Here is a 15,719-nt window from a genome sequence, read left to right as displayed (position 1 = left end):
ATACAAAACCTGCAGCAGCTGGCGCAGCCTGCGTTCGGCGTCGAAGCCGTCGTGAAATCGGGTGCCTCGGTGATCCAGGCAAACTTCGGTGTCAGGTAGAGCGACTGCTGCGCAGCCGGACGCAGGCTTCGCCAGCTGCTACAGGGGAATGCTTCGTTCATAAAATAGCGGCATTACTGCGTTGCGCCTGCTTCAGGTAGGCGCTCAGTTCCCGGGCCGGCAGCGGCTTGCTGTAGAAATAGCCCTGACCCTCGTGACACCCCTCGGAAATGATGTAGGCCTCTTGCTCGGCGGTTTCCACGCCTTCGGCAATGACCTGCATGCCCAGGCTTTTGCCCAGCTGGATGATCGCCCGGACGATGGTTGCATCGTCGTCATCGTCCAACAGGTCCTGAACGAAGCTCTTGTCGATCTTGATCTTGTCCAGGGGCAGGCTTTTCAGATAGCTGAGTGAGGAGTAGCCGGTGCCGAAGTCATCAATCGCAATCAATGCACCGGAGCGACGCAGGCTCAGCAGGTGTTGGGCGGCGGTACTGATGTCTTCCATCAGGCCGGTTTCGGTAACTTCCAGTTCCAGACTGCGTGGCGGCAGGCGGTACATTTGCAGCAGGTTGTTGACCACTCGCGGCAGCTCGGCATGGTGCAACTGCACCGTTGACAGATTCACCGCCATGCGCAAATCGGCGAAACCCTGATCATGCCATTCGCGCAATTGCTTGCAGGCCTGATCCAGGACCCATTCACCAATGGCGATGATGGTGCCGTTCTGCTCGGCCAACGGGATGAACAGGTCGGGCGGCACCAGCCCATGTTCGGGATGTTGCCAGCGAATCAGCGCCTCGACGCCCACCACACGGTTTTCCCGGTAGCTGATCTGTGGTTGGTAAACGAGGTAGAACTGGTCACGGGTCAGGGCGTCGCGCAGGTCTTTTTCCAGTTCGCGACGACGGCGCATCTCGGTGTCGACACTGGCGATGTAGAACTGATACCGATTGCGCGAGCGGGACTTGGCCAGCGTCATGGTCTGTTCGGCTTTTTGCAGCAACTTCTCGGTGCTGTCGCCGTCCTCGGGGAACAGGGTGATTCCGATGGTGGCGCGCAAACGAATTTCCTGGTGATCGAGGGCAAACGCCGCTTCCAGATCGTCGAGAATACTTTGGGCCAATTCAGCGGCTTCATAAGGCTGTTCGATGTCGGCCTGGACCAGGGCGAACTGATCGCCGCCAAGACGGGCGAGGGCGCCGAGTCGACCGCTATGGCCCCGCAGGCGATCCGCCAGGGCGAGCAACAGTTGGTCGCCGGTCTGGTAGCTGAATTGTTCGTTGATGCTTTTGAAGTCATCGAGCCCGACGCACAGCACTGCCACCCGTCGTTGCAGTTTGCCGGCATCGACCAGGATTTTGTCCAGTTGGTGCTGAAGTTGCTGGCGGTTGGGCAAGCCGGTGAGGAAGTCGTACTGGGACATGCGCAGCAAGCTGTTCTCAGCTTCATGGCGCAGGTGCGTATTGCGCTCGATGGACTCGAGCAACTGATTGGCGGTGTTGATCCAGATACCCAGTTCGTTTTTCTCGTGACCCTTTAGTTGCGGGATCTTGTGCGCGCTGGGGCGATCCGGGTTGATTTCAGTCAGGTGTTCGATGATTCGCGACAGGGGTTTGGTCAGCAGCCAGTGATAGACCAGGTACAGCACCAATCCCATGGCCAATGCGCGTAGCACGCCAGAGATAAAGATGATGACCGAGCTGACGATGAACCCCTGGCCATAGGTGGCGGTGTCGAGGGTGATGCTCAGGTCGCCGTAATATTCGCTGTACGGGCCGCGACCCACCAATTGTGTGGTGAAGGTGCGTTCTTTGCCGAGGATCAGGTCGGTCAGCCAGCGACTGTCGGACTGCTGCAAGTCACGGGACTTTTGCGCGAGCATGGCTTCGTTGGGATGGCCGATGGAAGCCTGGCGTACGGCGTCGTCCTGAAACAGCCCTTCGATTACCTGCATACCCATTTCGCGGTCCAGGCTGTAGACGGCCTGGGTCGAAGGGTCGCGAAACATGTCGAGAATGCGCTCGGCATCATTGGCTACGGCCTGGCGTGTTTTATAAGCATCGAACACGATCTGCGCGCAGCTCAAGACTACGCCGACGATCAATGCCGACAGGAGCACGACCCGGAGCAACTTCATCGACAAGCTGTTCTTGAGTTCCAGCTTCAAAAGGCTATTCCTTGTTCCGTGCGGGTAGCATCAAGTTGCCATGAGTATTGGCAATCCGGTGAGGTCAGTCAAAGGGACATTCATCCACAGGAGATTTTGCCTGCAGCTTGGCCGATTTTCGGTTGTCTGAGGTCTTTTCCTATTCGTACTGTGTCGGTAGTCGGGTCCCTGAACTTGAGGGGGGGCGAGAACTATTTTCCTTTGATTTGATGGTAGACGGGTGTGGCGTTGGGGCAAGGGGGCAGCGGCTGGATTCATTGTGCGAAATTGGCGGTGGACCTGCTTCTTGCGGATATGCCTCGATCCACTGTGGGAGCTGGTTTGCCAGCGATGGCGGCCTGATAGCCGACCAGTCTTTAGCGGATGTACCCCGATCCCTGTGGGAGCTGGCTTGCCAGCGATCGCGGCCTGAAAGCCGACCCATTTTTTGCGGATGTACCCCGACCCCTGTGGGAGCTGGCTTGCCAGCGAGAGCGGCCTGACAGCGGACCCATTTTTTGCGGATGTACCCCGACTCCTGTGGGAGCTAGCCTGCTGGCGATGGCGGCCTGACAGCCGACCCTTTTTTGCAGGTGTACCTCGATCCCTGTGGGAGCTAGCCTGCTGGCGATGGCGGCCTGACAGCCGACCTTTTTTTTGCAGGTGTACATATCCATTGCTGCGGTAACGGCTGCTTAGGGTTTCGCCCTTACGGCGAGGCACTTTTTTCAAACGCCAAAAAAGTACCCAAAAAGGCTCGCCCCGGCGTACGGCACCTCGCTAAAGCTCGGTGTTCCCTCGCTCCGGTGTCCATCTGGGGGCATCGCCTACGGTCTGCTTCGCGACGACCTCCTCTCGATGTGTGCGGCTTCGCCGCACGGCGCTTCGCGCCTGACCCCCAGATGAACACCTCCACTCGGCCTCCCGAAGGGGCGGGTGGATCAAAAGCCGGATCAAGATCAAAAGCGTTTAGGCGAGCTAACGCTCGGCCTTGAGTGGTGGAGGGCAAGGGCAAGGGCAAGGGCAGGGGCAGGGGCGGTGGGGATATGGTTTGGTGTGGGTGGGGTTTCGATGATGGGGCCGGGAAGCCGACCATTAGTGCCTGATAGACGTGCTTTTACTTTTTTGAACTCCATAAAAAAACCCGGCTAAACGCCGGGTTTTTTTGACTGGTGTCGATCTTAAGCGGTGAAGGTTTTGCCTTCGAACTGCTCAGCCACGAATTTCCAGTTGACCAGGTTCCAGAACGCTTCGACGTACTTCGGACGAACGTTGCGGTAGTCGATGTAGTAGGCGTGTTCCCAGACGTCGCAGGTCAGCAGCGGGGTGTCGCCGTTGGTCAGCGGGTTGCCGGCGCCGATGGTGCTGGCCAGGGCCAGGGAACCGTCAGCCTTTTTCACCAGCCAGCCCCAACCGGAACCGAAGGTGCCGATGGACGTTTTGCTGAACTCTTCCTTGAACTTGTCGAACGAACCGAACGCGGTGTTGATGGCTTCAGCCAGTGCGCCGGTTGGTTGGCCGCCGGCGTTTGGCGCCAGGCAGTTCCAGTAAAAGGTGTGGTTCCAGACTTGAGCGGCGTTGTTGAAGATACCGCCCGAGGAAGATTTGACGATTTCTTCCAGGGTTTTGCCTTCGAACTCGGTGCCTGGCACCAGGTTGTTCAGGTTCACGACGTAGGTGTTGTGGTGCTTGTCGTGGTGGTATTCCAGAGTTTCCTTGGAAATGTGCGGCTGCAGGGCATCGTGTGCGTAGGGCAGCGGCGGCAATTCGAAAGCCATGATGATTCTCCTAATCAGGTCAGTTGCGGTGAGCGCAAGGCCGATCACGGGCGGCCAGACAAGCGCCGGGGAGTTTGTACTCTTTGCGGCGCATCGGATCGGATCATAGCACCGGGGGTGCGGCATAACCACGCAACAACTGTGTGGAATAGAGGTTCCAGAGCTGTTTGGAATATTCAGGCGCTGGTTATCAGTTGAAAGGCTACGGTGAACATCATCACCGCCACCAGCAGGTCGAGGATTCGCCAGGTACTCGGTCGGGCCAGCCACGGTGCGAGCCACGCAGCCCCCAGTGCCAGGGTGAAAAACCACAGCAACGAAGCACTCGCTGCACCCACCACATAAGCACCGGGCTCGGTCTGTTGCGCGCCGAGGGAGCCGATCAGCAGGACCGTATCCAGATAAACATGCGGGTTGAGCAGGGTCACGGCCAGCGCGCTGAGCATCACCGCCCGCAGTGAGCGCACCGTCTGGTTTTCACCTTGTTGCAGGCTCTGTTTCGAGCAGGCTCGGCGCAGCGCGAGGCTGCCGTACCAAATCAGAAAAACTGCCCCACCCCAGCGAGCGACCGCCAGCAGCGTCGGGTTGTGCGCGAGGACCGTCGCCAGGCCGAAGACCCCTGCGGCCACGAGCAATGCATCGCACACCACGCACAGTGCCGCCACCGGCAGGTGATGTTCACGTCGCAAGCTCTGCGCCAGTACAAAGGCGTTCTGCGTGCCAATCGCCATGATCAGCCCTGCGGCCACCAATAGGCCGTTTACATAGCTTTGCCACATGAAATATTACTCCGCGTTGGCTGCCAGATCCCGCAACACGCCCATGGCGCGCTCGGCATCGGCCTGGCCGACAAACAAATGGTCGTGGTAATAGCCGGCAATCACGTTGCAGCTGATCCCGGCCTTGCCCAAGGCAGTGGCGAAGGCGGCTGTCAGGCCGACCGCTTCCAGGGCCGAGTGCACGTTGAGGGTGATCCAGGCGGCGACGTAATCGAAGCTGAAACCTGCCCGTTCGGCGTGGGACTTTTCCAGAATGACCGTCAGGCCTTCCTGCTCGCGAAAGCTGCCGACAATCTCAAGTCCTGCTGGCAACTGACCGTCGCGCAGGGTGCAGAACACGTATTCGCCGGCGTTGAGTTGCGGGCTCATGCTGCGCAGCAGTGTTGCCAATGAAGTTTCGCCAGCCATGTGGAGTGTTCCCTGTTCAAGAGTTCTTGCTGGTCATTCTCGTCGTGAACGCTGTATAAGAAAAACCAATCATGCTGATCGCTCATTAGGAAAACTGATGTTCGACTATAAATTGCTTTCTGCCTTGGCCGCCGTGGTCGAGCAGGCCGGTTTCGAGCGCGCCGCTCAAGTGCTCGGTTTGTCGCAATCGGCGGTGTCGCAGCGCATCAAACTGCTGGAGGCGCGGGTCGGCCAACCCGTGCTGGTGCGGGTAACGCCGCCAGCGCCAACCGAGATTGGCCGGCGCTTGCTCAACCATGTGCAGCAGGTGCGCTTGCTTGAACGAGACTTGCAAACGCTGGTGCCGGCGCTGGATGAAGAAGGTCTGCCCGAGCGCCTGCGCATTGCGTTGAACGCTGACAGCCTGGCCACCTGGTGGGCCGAAGCGGTGGGCGAGTTTTGTGCGCAACAACATCTGTTGCTGGACCTGGTGGTCGAAGATCAAACGGTGGGGCTCAAGCGCATGCGCGCGGGCGAGGTGGCGGCGTGTGTCTGTGCCAGTGAGCGTCCCGTGGCAGGTGCGCGCAGCGTGCTCCTCGGCGCCATGCGCTACCGGGCGTTGGCCAGCCCGGCGTTCATTGCCCGGCATTTTCCCGAAGGCGTGCGCGCCGAATTGTTGTCCCGAACCCCGGCGCTGGTGTTCGGCCCGGACGATTTCCTGCAGCACCGCTACCTGGCTTCGCTGGGGGTCGATGGCGGTTTCGAACACCATTTATGTCCATCCTCCGAAGGCTTCATTCGTTTGACCGAGGCCGGTCTTGGCTGGGGGCTGGTGCCGGAATTGCAGGTGCGCGAGCAACTGGAGCGTGGTGTTTTGGTGGAGTTGTTGCCAGATAAGCCCATCGATGTGCCGCTGTACTGGCATCATTGGCGCAATGGCGGTCAGTTGCTGGGGTTACTGACCGATCAATTGGTGCATTCATCAAAACAATGGCTGGTGCCGTTGGACTGACGGGCAGCGTCAAGACACACGCATTACGCAAAACGAAACACATCGGAGCTCTACATGAAAATTCTGGTCACCGGCGCAAGCGGCTTCATTGGCGGACGCTTTGCGCGTTTTGCCCTGGAGCAAGGCCTGGACGTGCGGGTCAACGGTCGCCGGGCCGAAAGCGTCGAACACCTGGTGCGTCGTGGCGCCGAGTTCATCCAGGGCGACTTGAGTGACCCGGAACTGGCCCGCGATTTGTGCTCCGATGTCGAAGCCGTCGTTCACTGTGCCGGCGCAGTGGGCTTATGGGGGCGCTATCAGGACTTTCACCAAGGCAACGTCCAGGTCACTGAAAACGTGGTCGAAGCCTGCCTGAAACAACGGGTCCGGCGATTGGTGCATTTGTCTTCGCCGTCGATCTACTTCGATGGCCGCGATCATTTGGGATTGACCGAAGAGCAAGTCCCCAAGCGCTTCAAGCACCCTTATGCCGCCACTAAATACCTGGCGGAACAAAAGGTCTTCGGTGCCCAGGAGTTCGGCCTCGAAACCCTGGCCCTGCGCCCCCGATTCGTGACCGGTGCGGGTGACATGAGCATCTTCCCGCGCCTGCTGAAAATGCAGCGCAAAGGACGTTTGTCTATCGTGGGCAATGGCCTGAACAAGGTCGATTTCACCAGCGTGCAAAACCTCAACGAAGCCTTGCTCAGCAGTCTGCTGGCCAGTGGCTCGGCGTTGGGCAAGGCGTACAACATCAGCAACGGAACGCCGGTTCCGTTGTGGGATGTGGTCAATTACGTGATGCGCAAGATGGAAGTCCCACAGGTTACCCGCTACCGTTCCTACGGTTTGGCCTACAGCGTGGCGGCGCTTAATGAAGGCGTTTGCAAGCTGTGGCCGGGCCGTCCCGAGCCGACCTTGTCGCGATTGGGCATGCAGGTGATGAACAAAAATTTCACTCTGGACATCAGCCGCGCCCGGCATTATCTGGATTACGATCCGAAAGTCAGTCTCTGGACGGCACTCGATGAATTCTGTGGCTGGTGGAAGGCTCAGGATCTTCACTGACAGACCCGTCACTGAACCGAGTTGGGGGTTCAGGGTCAATCGATGCGGCCGTGGGGGTTATACTGCGGCGCATCAAGCCATCACCGCGTTTCACAAAGGTTGACTCAATGTCCATGCGTAACGATGCCAACGACGACTTCGATGATGTACCGAGCCTGCGTGCCGACAGCCTCGATGACGATGATTTTGTACCCGCCGCTCGCCACTCGGTGCATTCGCGCCCGGCGCCTGTGGTCAAGGTCAAGGGACCGAGCACCGGTCCGCTGTGGGCGTTGGTCGGTGCCTTGTTCTTTGCGTTCGCCGGCCTTGCCTGGTGGAGCTTCCAGCAGATTTCGCTGATGGAGCAGCAGTTGGTGGCGACCCAGGAAAGTTTCGCGCGCATCAGTGAAGAGGCGGCGGGGCGCTTGCAGGATATCTCCGGCAAGGTGGTCGCCAGCCAGACCAATGTCTCCAGCGATAGCGAAGCGTTGAAGCTGCAGATCAAGCAGCTGGAAAGCAAACTTCAGGATCAGGGCAAACAGCAGCAAGGTGTTGTCGGTCAAACCTCGGACCTGGACAAGCGCCTGGCCCAGATGACGGCGCAAACCGCCGAGCAGGATAAGCGTCTGGCGCAGGCCACCACGCTGTTTACCGAGCAACAAACCCTCAATACACAATTGCAGGCTCAGCTCAAAACGTTGAGCAGCGAATTGGCCGCTCTGAAGAGCGCACCGGCTGACACCAGCAAAATCGATGCGCAGCTCAAAAGCCTTGGCGCCGATATCGCGGCGCTGAAGAAGCAAGGCAACCCGAGTGCGGCGATCGAGCGCCTGGAACAGGACATGATTGTGCTCAAAAGCGAGCAGGACAATCGTCCGGCCGCGGCTTCGGGTGGCAACACAGCGGAATTCGATGCCTTCCGCAGTCAGGTCAGCCGCAATATCAACACGTTGCAGGCGCAGATCCAGACGCTGTCAAAGCAGCTTAACGCGCGGCCATAAAAATCGGGGTTTGAAAAAGGGCTCTTTGTGGCGAGAGAGCTTGTTGTGGCGAGCGAGCTTGCTCGCGCTCGACTGCGCAGCAGTCGCCAATCAATCACTGCGGTTTAGCTTAAGAGCCGGGGTGAATGATTTGGGGAGGCTTCGCCTCCCAGCGCGAGCAAGCTCGCTCGCCACGAAAAGCTCACTCGAGCAACACATCCTCGCGCCATCAAGCCCTCCATGTTTTCCTGAATACTCCTACATATCCCCATCCCGTCTACGCTCTTGAAACACCAACAGGAACGAGGGAAGCACGATGGGGGTTTTGCATAGATTGGCGTTGCTGGGGGCTCTGCTGTTACTCGGCTTGAGTCAGGCACACGCTGCAGGTACAGAAAAAGACGACAGCAAGGCCGCCATCGCCTTGCTGGAAAAGGCCCTGGCCTACTACCACGATAATGGCGACAAGGCCTTCGCCGCGTTCAGCCGCCAGGGTGAGTTTGTCGACAAGGACCGTTATGTCTTTGTGGTCGACACCAAGGGCGTGATGCTCGCCAGCGGTGGTCCGTCTTCAGCGTTGATTGGTCGAGATGTGTCAGATGTCCTCGGCCCGGACTTGCAGAAAGCCTTCAAGGACGCCTTGAGAGTGCCTGAAGGCAATGGCATCCAGCAGGCCGAGTATCGCTGGCAGAACTGGACCGACGGCAAGGTCGAGCGCAAGCACGTCTACTACCAGAGGATCGGCCAGCGCATTCTCGCGGTGGGTTACTACCTGCCAAGAGCGTCGGCGGAACAAGCCATGGCGTTGCTGAACAAAGCAGCAGGCGACCTGGCCAAGGACGAGAAGGGCACGCTGACCGCGATCAACTCCCTCAAGGGCGGTTACTTGCAGGATGACCTGTATGTCTTCGTGGTGGACCTGGACACCCAGCGCTATGTCGCCCACGGCACCAACCTGCGATTGATCAACACCGATTTCAGCAAGATCAAGGACCCCGACGGTAAACCGGTGGGCGAACCGATTTTGGCGCTGATCGCCAAGCAGGATTACGGTGAATATGAATATAAATGGAAGAACCCGGTGACCGGGAAGGTTGAGGCCAAGCATGCCTACCTGAAGAAGGTCGGGCATTTCCTGGTGGCTGTGGGGTATTACAGCCCTTGATGGTTTAAGGGCAAAGATCAAAAGATCGTCCGAACGCGGCCCGAGCCTGCGGCAGCTTCTACATTGGAATGCGTTCCCCTGTAGGAGCTGCCGCAGGCTCGGGCCGCGTTCGGACGATCTTTTTGCTGTCAGCGAACCTTATCCTCACGCCCCCGCAACACCGCGTTCGGCATGGCAATCGCCGCCGCCAACCCCAGCAACGACACCGCTGCACTCACCAGCAGCAAATGCTGAAACGTCATCAGCAACTCTGCACGCAAGGCGTCCTGCGCCTCACCCGGCGCGGCGTTCAAGCCATCGAGCAAGACATTCCCCGAATGACCTTCAGTGATCAGCGTGGAGCCGGCCAGGTGGGCGAAATTCGAATCCTGCAACAAGGCCAGCAGCAGCGCCGACATTAACGCCACACCCACGGCGCCGCCGAGGGAGCGAAACAGGTTGGTGGTGCTGGTGGCGACGCCGATGTCCCGTTGTTCCACCGAGTTCTGCGTTCCGACCAATGAGGTGGGGAACTGCATGCCACTGGCAATCCCGCTGAGCACCATGAACAGGCTGCTCCACATCATCGCCTGCGGAGGGCTCAGGGCCATGCCGACGATCGAGATCGGCATGAGCGCGGCGCCGCCCAGGATCATTGGTTTGTAGCGACCGGTCACCGAGGTCCGGCGTCCGGCGAAATAAGCACCAATTGGCAAGCCGATCGCCAGTGGTAACAGGTGCAAGGCCGCGCTGTCTGCCCCGGCGCCGGTGACGCTCTGGAAGCGCAGTGGCATCAGTACGATCAACGAGATCGCCTGAAAACTGGTAAAGAAAATCGTGCACCAGCAGAGGATCGCGGTGCGGTTGGCAAACAGATGCATCGGCAGCAACGGCTCCCGCGCCCGGCGTTCGTGCCAGACGAACAGCGCCAACACCAGCACCGCACAACCGAGCAGACCGGTCACTTCGCTGCTGCGCCACGCATAACCCTGACCTACCTGGGTGATGCCCAGCAGTAACGCGGTCAAACCGATGATCATCAGCACGGTGCCGAGGTAATCGATGATCGGTTTGCGTTGTGGTACCGGTAACCCGACCAGCGTGCGATGGGCCACCAGCCACGCGATCAATCCCAGCGGCAAGTTGATCAAAAACACCCAGCGCCATGACAGGTACTCGGTCATGTAGCCACCCAGCACCGGACCGGCCACGCTGGCCACGGCGTACATGCTGCTGAAATAACCCTGGTAGCGACCGCGCTCGCGAGGCGGCACGATGTCGCCGATGATCGCCTGGCTGACCGACACCATCCCGCCGGCGCCGATGCCCTGAAGAATCCGCGCCAGCACCAGTTGCTCCATGCTCTGGGCCATGCCGCAAAACAACGACGCCAGCGTGAACAATCCCATGCCGAACAGCATCAACTTGCGCCGGCCGTACAGGTCGCCGAGTTTGCCGTAGATCGGCACGGCCACTGTCATCGCCACCATGTAGCCGGAAATCACCCAGGCCAGCAGCGAGACGTCCTTGAATTGCGCGGAGATGGCGGGCATCGAGACCGCCACGATGGTCTGATCCAGTGCGCTGAGGAAAATCGCCAGCATCAGGGCAATCAGCACGCTTTTAATGGCCGGTTTGGGCGTTTCCGGCTGCTTGAGATTGGTCACGGTAAAACCTGCGGGCAGTGAATGACCCGCAAGCCGCAAGACCCGCGGGGATGCTCGCAGTGTAAGTCGATAGCAAGCTATTCGATAGCCTCGTAGGGGAGGCCGACGTAATTTTCTGCAATGGTTTTGCGACCCGCCTCGGAGTCGACAAAGTACGCCAGCTCCGACTCGGTGATGCGCTGGCTGAACGCGTCCTGATCGTCAAACCGGTGCAGCATCGACGTCATCCACCAGGAAAACCGCTCGGCTTTCCACACCCGGCGCAGACAGACCTCAGAGTATTTCTCGAGCAAGTCGAGGCGTCCTTCGCGATACACCTTCAACAGAATATTGAACAACGTACTCACGTCGCTGGCGGCCAGGTTCAGACCCTTGGCGCCGGTCGGCGGAACGATGTGCGCAGCATCGCCGACCAGAAACATCCGACCGTATTGCATCGGTTCGACCACGAAGCTGCGCAGCGGGGCGATGCTTTTCTCGATCGACGGACCTGTGATGAGGGCGTCCGCCAAAGCGGTCGGCAGACGGGATTTGAGCGTCTCCCAGAAACGCTCATCGGACCAGTTTTCAACCTTGTCGTCTGCCGGGACCTGGACGTAATAACGGGTGCGGGTGGCTGAACGCATGCTGCACAGGGCAAAACCTTGCTCATGGCGGGCGTAGACCAGTTCGTCGTGGACCGGCGGTGTGTCGGCGAGAATCCCCAGCCAGCCAAACGGATAAACCCGCTCGAAAATATTCAGGCAGGTGGCGGGAATCGATTGCCGCGCCACGCCGTGGAAACCGTCACAGCCGGCAATGTAGTCACAATCGAGCCGAAAGGTGTCGCCGTCCTTGTCGAACGTGATGTACGGCTCTTCGGTTTTCATCCCGTGCGGTTCTACGTTGCTCGCGCCATAGAGGGTCTTGGCGCCAGCGACCTGACGAGCGGCCATCAGGTCTCGCGTGACCTCGGTCTGGCCGTAGACCATCACCGTTTTACCCCCGGTCAGCGCCTGCAGATCGATGTGCACCTGACGCCCGTCGAGTGCCAGGTCGAACCCGGTATGAACGAGGCCTTCGGCGTCCATGCGCTGGCCCACGCCAGCCTGGCGCAGCAGCTCTACCATGCCTTGTTCAAGGACACCGGCACGGATTCGCCCGAGCACATAATCCGGGGTCTGGCGTTCCAGAATGAGGGTGTCGATACCGGCGTTATGCAGCAGCTGGCCGAGCAGCAATCCAGACGGACCGGCGCCGATAATGGCGACTTGGGTTTTCAGCGTTTTCATTGTTTTTATGGCTCGCAAGCTTCACGCGACCAGGGCCGGTGAATGATTTTTATGGATCGAGTGCTTGCATTTTTCACTTGCGAGTCGGTCAATTGAAGGGGAAAACTGAGCTGAAACCTGTACATTCTGCCAATCGGTGCGATTATCGCCCGCCACATCTCCGAGGCCTGATTGAAGTTATGAACAAGCCTGCCCTGCCTTCTATACCGGTGTTCAAGCTTTACGGAGAAAGCCTGGACTGGCCAACACCTGACTTGCTGCACTGTGAAACCATTTCCAGACGCAGCCGTGAACATCAGTGGGAGATCAAACCCCACCGCCACGCCGATTTATGCCAGTTGCTCTTCGTTTTCAAAGGTCAGGCAGAGCTTGAAATCGAAGGCAAACGCACAAAACTCACTGAACCGGCGATCCAGATCCTGCCGCCCTTATCGGTACACGGCTTCCGGTTTTCCGAAGACGTCGAAGGGTTTGTCGTGACGCTGGCCGCGCCGTTGCTCAGTCATCTGCAAGCACAGCTGGGCAATTCCCTCCAGGCGTTGGCCCACGCCGACAGTTATCCGGCAGGCAAGGACAGCGATTACCTCAACAGCCTGTTTTCAGCATTGCAGGACGAATACACCGGCCATCAACCGGCGCGCGAAATGCTCATGCATTCGCTGGTCAGCGTGATCCTGGTATGGGCCAGCCGGCAGGCGTTGCAGCGGCGTTCCGCCAGCCAGCGTCCGCAGCGCGCGCGGGAATACCTCAATGGTTTTATCCAGTTGGTGGAAGAGACGTATCGCCAGCACGTCAAGGTTGAAGACCTGGCGCATCGGCTGGGAATTTCCGTGTCCCACCTCAACGGCACCTGCCGCGAGCTGGCGGGACAACCGGCGTTGCAGATCATGCACGAACGGCAACTGCTGGAGGCCAAGCGCCTGCTGACCTATACCAGCATGACCATTTATGAAATGTCCGATGTGTTGGGGTTTTCCGATCCGACCAACTTCACGCGTCTGTTTCGGCGCAGGGTCGGGATCTCACCCAAAGCGTTTCGCGACCGTTTGAAGGCCGATCAGGACAGCGACACCTGACCCCTTTCGCTAGCGAAGGGCGTTGAGGGTCGCGTTGTGGGGAATGCAGCGCTCGAAATTACAACTCGCGTATTCGCGGGGCAGTTGCCGCAGCTGTTCGACCCGCCAGGCAGCGGTGCCATAAAGCGCCAGCGTCGCTGCGCAGGTGACGAAAATGGCGAGGTATCTTCTTGTTTTGATGTTCATGGCGTTGACCTCTGAACGAATACCCATGGGTATTACTTTCAGCATAGATCAAGATCAAAAGATCGCAGCCTGCGGCAGCTCCTACATTGGACCGAAGTACAATTCAAACCTGTAGGAGCTGCCGCAGGCTGCGATCTTTTAATCCTCAAAGGCCCACATCCCACTCGGGCTCTTGCGGAAACCTCAGCACCAGAAAATCCAGCAGGCTGCGCAGCGTTGCCGGCATGTGTTTGCGTGAGGCATACACCGCGTAGATGTTCATCTGTCGGGGCTCGGCCTGGGGCAACAGGCGAATCAGCTCACCGCTGTGAATGTGCACGCCGGCCTGATAAGTCGGCAGCATCGCGATTCCGGCGCCTGCCAGGGTGGCGCGCAGCAGCGTGCTGGCTTCGTTGGCGCTGATGTTGCCTTGCACCGGCACCGACACCGGCTCACCGTCCTGCTCGAAATGCCACAGGCTTTTGCCAAAATAGGAATGGGTCAGGCAATTGTGTTGGCTGAGGTCCTCGACTCGCTGGGGCGCGGGGTGCTCGCGCAGGTAGTCCGCAGAGGCGCAGATCACCGAGCGACAGACGGTGAGCCGTCGGGCAATCAAATTGGGGTCCAGGTCATTGCTGGTGCGAATGGCCAGGTCGATCCGCTCATCCACCAGGTTCACCGTGCGGTCGAGCATCTGCATGTCGATGCTGACGCCGGGGTAGCGCTTGACATAGGCAGCCATCGCGTCCGCCAGTTGCGCCTGGCCGAATGAAGTACTGACACTGATGCGCAGCGAGCCGCGAGGTGCATCGTCCGGCTCGCTGACAGAGGCTTGCATGTCGCTGGACAGGTCGAGCAATTGCCGACAACGAGGCAGGACCTCGCTGCCGGCGGCGGTCAGGCTCAATTTGCGCGTGGTGCGGTGCATCAGGCGCGCGCCGACCCAATCCTCCAGCTCAGCCAGATAGCGCGACACCACTGGCCGCGACAGGTCCAGATGATCGGCGGCGGCGGACTGACTGCCAAGGTCGACCACCGTGACGAAAACACGCATTGCTTGAAGACGATCCATGATTTGCCCGATTTCAGAAACAAACTATGTATCAGCATCGCATTTTTTGTACTGAGTCAGGCAACTAAGCTCTGTTCCCTGCACGGCACCGGCCAAGCCAGGCCATCGACAACGGAGCAACACATGATCGGCTTCACTTCTCTCAAACGTATTTTGCTGGCAACGGCCGTGTTTGGCTTTGCCGCCCATGCGACAGCGGCTTCGACCCTGACCCTGGATGTCTACAACCCAGGCGACAAGGCCATTTTCCCGGTGACCTCGGTGCTGGTCAGTGGCGAGAAGGACGCGATCCTGGTGGATGCCCAGTTCGGCCAATCCCAGGCCAAGCAAGTGGTCGAGAAAATCCGCGCCAGCGGCAAACAACTCACCACGATTTACATCAGCCACGGTGACCCGGATTACTACTTCGGCCTCGACACCCTGACGACTGCGTTCCCCAACGCCAAGGTACTCGCGTCGCAACCGACCGTGGATCACATCAAAAAAACCGTCGACGGCAAACTCGCGTACTGGGGGCCGAAAATGGGCGCCGACGCGCCGGCCAAAACCATTGTGCCGGGCGTTCTCGAGGGTGACAGCCTGATGCTTGAGGGGCAGAAGTTGCAGGTGCTGGGTCTGGATGGCAAACAACCGGATCGCAGTTTTGTGTGGATCCCGTCGATCAAGGCTGTGGTGGGTGGCGTGGTGGTTGCGCAAAACATTCACGTCTGGATGGCCGATACCCAAACCGCAGCGTCCCATGCCGATTGGTTGGCTACGCTGCACGCCATCGAAACCCTGAATCCGAAAACCATCGTGCCGGGCCATTACCTCGGTGAGAGCACTCGCTCACTGGCTGCAGTGCAATTCACTGCCGATTACATCAAGGCCTTCGATGAGGAAACCGCCAAGGCAAAAGATTCGACCGCACTGATCGCCGCGATGAAAAAGCGCTACCCGACACTGGGTGAAGAAAGCTCGCTGGAGCTGAGCGCGAAAGTCGCGAAGGGCGAGATGAAGTGGTGATGGGCTGTATCGCAGGTTTTAGCGAGTGCCCTTGAATCTGTAGGAGCGAGCTTGCTCGCGAAGGTGGTCCAGACACCGCGGGCATTCAGACACCCAGCGTTATCGTTAGCGACCATCGCGAGCAAGCTCGCTCCTACAGAAAGCACTATTGAGTCAGCTGAATGAACGC

General features: G+C 59.1%; 14 protein-coding genes. 6 read left to right on the top strand and 8 right to left on the bottom strand.

What is annotated here, in order from left to right:
- Window positions 1-157: 157 nt before the first annotated feature.
- The 4 genes from GBC55_RS11610 to GBC55_RS11595 form a co-directional block, all read right to left on the bottom strand.
- Window positions 158-2,209: a bifunctional diguanylate cyclase/phosphodiesterase gene (locus GBC55_RS11610; protein WP_162439667.1), complete on the bottom strand. Its 2,052-nt coding sequence runs from the start codon at window positions 2,207-2,209 to the stop codon at window positions 158-160.
- Window positions 2,210-3,369: 1,160 nt separating this feature from the next.
- On the bottom strand, window positions 3,370-3,966 hold the full coding sequence (locus tag GBC55_RS11605) for a Fe-Mn family superoxide dismutase (RefSeq protein ID WP_046033233.1): 597 nt from the start codon (window positions 3,964-3,966) through the stop codon (window positions 3,370-3,372).
- Between the two features lie 176 nt (window positions 3,967-4,142).
- Entirely contained in the window at window positions 4,143-4,745 is a 603-nt protein-coding gene (locus GBC55_RS11600) for a LysE/ArgO family amino acid transporter (RefSeq protein ID WP_162439666.1), read from the bottom strand.
- Between the two features lie 6 nt (window positions 4,746-4,751).
- On the bottom strand, window positions 4,752-5,153 hold the full coding sequence (locus tag GBC55_RS11595; protein ID WP_162439665.1) for an ACT domain-containing protein: 402 nt from the start codon (window positions 5,151-5,153) through the stop codon (window positions 4,752-4,754).
- Between the two features lie 97 nt (window positions 5,154-5,250).
- Between GBC55_RS11595 and GBC55_RS11590 the strand changes: the two genes are divergently transcribed.
- The 4 genes from GBC55_RS11590 to GBC55_RS11575 all read left to right on the top strand — a co-directional run bounded on the left by GBC55_RS11590 (window position 5,251) and on the right by GBC55_RS11575 (window position 9,315).
- Window positions 5,251-6,144 (top strand): LysR family transcriptional regulator ArgP, encoded by an 894-nt coding sequence (locus GBC55_RS11590; RefSeq protein WP_162439664.1) that lies wholly within the window; start codon window positions 5,251-5,253, stop codon window positions 6,142-6,144.
- Between the two features lie 54 nt (window positions 6,145-6,198).
- On the top strand, window positions 6,199-7,191 hold the full coding sequence (locus GBC55_RS11585) for an NAD(P)-dependent oxidoreductase (protein ID WP_162439663.1): 993 nt from the start codon (window positions 6,199-6,201) through the stop codon (window positions 7,189-7,191).
- 107 nt (window positions 7,192-7,298) lie between these two features.
- Window positions 7,299-8,171 carry an ATPase gene (locus GBC55_RS11580; protein WP_162439662.1) on the top strand — a complete coding sequence of 291 codons (873 nt, stop codon included), beginning with the start codon at window positions 7,299-7,301 and terminating at the stop codon, window positions 8,169-8,171.
- Between the two features lie 295 nt (window positions 8,172-8,466).
- Window positions 8,467-9,315, top strand: a complete 849-nt coding sequence (locus tag GBC55_RS11575; RefSeq protein WP_162439661.1) for a cache domain-containing protein — start codon at window positions 8,467-8,469, stop codon at window positions 9,313-9,315.
- A gap of 128 nt (window positions 9,316-9,443) precedes the next feature.
- On the opposite strand, the gene GBC55_RS11570 is transcribed toward GBC55_RS11575, so the two are convergent.
- Window positions 9,444-10,961, bottom strand: coding sequence for an MDR family MFS transporter (locus tag GBC55_RS11570; protein ID WP_162439660.1), 1,518 nt, complete (start codon window positions 10,959-10,961; stop codon window positions 9,444-9,446).
- A 77-nt stretch (window positions 10,962-11,038) separates the two neighbouring features.
- Window positions 11,039-12,232, bottom strand: a complete 1,194-nt coding sequence (gene pobA / locus GBC55_RS11565; RefSeq protein ID WP_162439659.1) for a 4-hydroxybenzoate 3-monooxygenase — start codon at window positions 12,230-12,232, stop codon at window positions 11,039-11,041.
- A 179-nt stretch (window positions 12,233-12,411) separates the two neighbouring features.
- On the opposite strand from pobA, the gene GBC55_RS11560 reads away from it, so the two are divergent.
- Window positions 12,412-13,308, top strand: coding sequence for a helix-turn-helix domain-containing protein (locus tag GBC55_RS11560; protein ID WP_162439658.1), 897 nt, complete (start codon window positions 12,412-12,414; stop codon window positions 13,306-13,308).
- Between the two features lie 9 nt (window positions 13,309-13,317).
- Here GBC55_RS11560 and GBC55_RS11555 read toward each other — a convergent pair whose 3' ends face one another.
- Window positions 13,318-13,494, bottom strand: a complete 177-nt coding sequence (locus GBC55_RS11555) for a hypothetical protein (protein ID WP_247266897.1) — start codon at window positions 13,492-13,494, stop codon at window positions 13,318-13,320.
- A gap of 145 nt (window positions 13,495-13,639) precedes the next feature.
- Window positions 13,640-14,545 (bottom strand): LysR family transcriptional regulator, encoded by a 906-nt coding sequence (locus GBC55_RS11550; RefSeq protein WP_218576868.1) that lies wholly within the window; start codon window positions 14,543-14,545, stop codon window positions 13,640-13,642.
- 123 nt (window positions 14,546-14,668) lie between these two features.
- Here GBC55_RS11550 and GBC55_RS11545 point away from each other — a divergent pair, with 123 nt between their 5' ends.
- Window positions 14,669-15,550: an MBL fold metallo-hydrolase gene (locus GBC55_RS11545; RefSeq protein ID WP_162439657.1), complete on the top strand. Its 882-nt coding sequence runs from the start codon at window positions 14,669-14,671 to the stop codon at window positions 15,548-15,550.
- The last annotated feature ends 169 nt before the right edge of the window (window positions 15,551-15,719 follow it).

The sequence above is a fragment of the Pseudomonas sp. TNT3 genome, from assembly GCF_010095445.2.
GTDB lineage: Bacteria > Pseudomonadota > Gammaproteobacteria > Pseudomonadales > Pseudomonadaceae > Aquipseudomonas.
The sequence above is the reverse complement of the archived record's forward strand: the minus strand, read 5'-3'. Positions and strand labels throughout refer to the sequence as shown.